This is a genomic window from Methanophagales archaeon (assembly GCA_021159465.1).
GTDB lineage: Archaea > Halobacteriota > Syntropharchaeia > Alkanophagales > Methanospirareceae > G60ANME1.
In genome coordinates this window covers 1-1,694 of record JAGGRR010000225.1, presented here as the reverse complement: position 1 = coordinate 1,694, position 1,694 = coordinate 1, and the positions used below count along the sequence as shown (strand labels likewise).

At 33.8% G+C, this 1,694-nt stretch carries 2 protein-coding genes; both read left to right on the top strand.

From position 1 onward, the window contains the following. A partial coding sequence (locus J7J01_09650) for a DUF4338 domain-containing protein (protein ID MCD6211126.1) occupies positions 1-191 on the top strand: 191 nt, incomplete at its 5' end. After that, entirely contained in the window at positions 192-1,499 is a 1,308-nt protein-coding gene (locus J7J01_09645) for a hypothetical protein (protein ID MCD6211125.1), read from the top strand. It begins immediately after the preceding gene. Positions 1,500-1,694: the final 195 nt, after the last annotated feature.

Below are 1,694 nucleotides of genomic sequence, written 5' to 3'. Positions count from 1 at the left end.
TTGTGCTTTTAGAGACATTTGTAGAAAAGCAACGCTTTTTTGGCACTTGTTATAAGGCAGCAAATTGGATCAAGGTAGGTGAAACCTGTGGTAGAGGCAGAAATGACCGTTACAATAAGAAGGATAAATCAATAAAGGCTGTATTTGTTTATCCGCTGTATAAGCATTTTAGGAAGTTGCTAAACAGATAGATGAGTAACAATCATACACTGGTGGCATTTGTAAAAACTACTTATCACTTTTTCCCAAATCTTTTGTCATGGATTAACACCATCAAGGATCCCAGAGATACTGCCAAGACTAATTACCCACTAAAAGACTTAATTTTAGTAGGTCTTTTGCTATTTATATTTAAATTAGGAGCAAGAAGGCAAATCAAGTTCAGGTTAAATGACCCAATTCTTATTAAAAACCTTCAGTGTGTATTCCAGTATAAGTCAGAAAAGATGTCTCATGGTGATACCTTAAATGAGCTTTTGTGTAAGATTAATCCAGATAATTTCTCTAACATTCGTATCCTTATGATAAGGAGAGCTTTGAGAATGAAGTGCTTTGAAAAGTATCGTTTCCTTGATAAATATTACCTTTTAGTGATTGATGGAACAGGACACTTAAGTTTTTCAAAAAGACACTGTGATCAATGTTTAAAGAAAAAGCTTAAAAATGGGGAAATTATTTATTATCATCCTGTCCTTGAAGCAAAGTTAATCCTGCCATTTGGTATGGCGCTCTCTCTAGAGACTGAATTTATTGAGAACACCGATCCTTCAGCCTCTAGACAAGATTGTGAACTTAAGGCCTGTTATCGACTTTTGCCTAGAATAAAATCACGATTTCCTCAGCTAAAAATCTGTATTGTTTTAGATAGTCTCTTTGCCAACCAACAGATTATAGGAATGGCTGAAAAATATAATTGGAAATACATTATCAATTTTAAATCGGGCTCTATTCCCACTATTGCTCAAGAGTTTGAAGCACTTTTGCCACTTCAACCTGAAAATAAGCTGACTTATAGGCAAAAGGATATATGCCAAGATTATAAGTGGGTTACAGAAATTGAACATGAAGGGCATCTAGTAAATGTTTTATCATGCCATGAGACAAAAAAGAATGAAGCGCCTAAGAAATTTGTTTGGCTGACCAATCTAAACATTACACAAAAAAATTGTTTTATTATTGGCAATGAAGGAGGTAGAAAGAGATGGAAGATTGAAAATGAAGGATTTAATATGCAAAAAAATGGGGGGTATAATCTGGAGCACGCTTATAGCAGCAATGTTTTAGCTGTAAAAAATTTTTATCTATTATTACAGATTGCCCATATTATAGCCCAATTTATGGAATATGGGCTGTTAGGTAAAAAGGTAATTCGAAAGGTTTATGGAAGTGTAAGAAATGTGGCCTACAAACTTTTAGAAGAATTTAAATCTGCTTTCTTGGATAATTCTGCCATTGATTACCTGAATAAAAAAATTTGGGTCTCTTTTGATACTCAGTGAAAGTTTAATGCTCCAGATTGCCCCCTCTCCAGTCCTTGATTATTTAAACACTATTCCTTTGTCCAAATATCATGCCCATTCTATTTCACTTTTATTTTTCAATTCCCCTTATATTTTTTATTTTTGATTCTTCAAGGCTGCCACACTACCCCTCTACTTGACATGAGAACCTTAAAGTTGATACTATAATGTTTG

What these genes read in the sequence shown, in the direction of transcription:
- J7J01_09645 (MCD6211125.1), top strand. Translation starts at nt 192, where the DNA reads ATGAGTAACAATCATACACTGGTGGCATTTGTAAAAACTACTTATCAC.